Annotated in this window: 1 protein-coding gene; it reads left to right on the top strand. The window is 59.4% G+C overall.

The features are described from left to right. The coding region (locus HMPREF1627_RS01905) for an aldehyde dehydrogenase family protein (RefSeq protein ID WP_034500659.1) at positions 1-761 on the top strand (761 nt) is incomplete at both ends.

The following is a 761-nucleotide window of genomic DNA, read 5'->3' on the forward strand; positions in this document are numbered from 1 at the left end:
CAGCATCAGGCAGCCCGTTGGCGTTGTTGCCGGCATTTGTCCGTTCAATTTCCCGGCGATGGTTCCCATGTGGATGCACCCGCTGGCGATTGCCACCGGTAACGCATTCATTTTGAAGCCGTCCTCGGCCACCCCCTCCGCCGCGCTACTTACTGCGGAGCTGTACAAGGAAGCTGGCCTTCCTGACGGCGTATTCCAGGTGCTGTCTGGCGACCGCTCACTGGTGACGAACATTTTGGAACACCCCGGTATTGACGCCGTGTCGTTTGTTGGTTCAACGCCGGTTGCACACATCGTGCAGGACACGGCCACGAAGCACGGTAAGCGTGTTCAGGCACTTGGCGGGGCAAACAACCACGCCATTGTAATGCCGGACGCAGACCTAGATTTTGCTGCACAGCACATCTCTGCAGCTGCTTTCGGAGCCGCCGGCGAACGCTGCATGGCACTGCCGGTAGTTGTAGCAGTTGGCGGGATCGGCGAAAAGCTAGCCGACCTCGTAAAGAAACATGCCGAGAAGATCCACGTTGGCGAAGGCATGGGCGAAGGCGTCGAGATGGGCCCGGTCATCTCCGCAATGGCTAAGAAACGCATCACCGGCCTCATTGACGACGCGGAAGAGCGCGGCGCTAAGGTCGTGCTAGACGGCCGCAAGCTAGTTGTTGAGGGCTACGAGAACGGCCACTTCCTCGGCCCAACCATCCTCGACGACGTTCCGTTGGACTCGCCGGCATACTACGAAGAAATCTTTGGCCCCGTTC

The organism is Actinomyces sp. S6-Spd3, assembly GCF_000758755.1.
In the GTDB taxonomy this organism is placed as follows: Bacteria; Actinomycetota; Actinomycetes; order Actinomycetales; family Actinomycetaceae; genus Pauljensenia.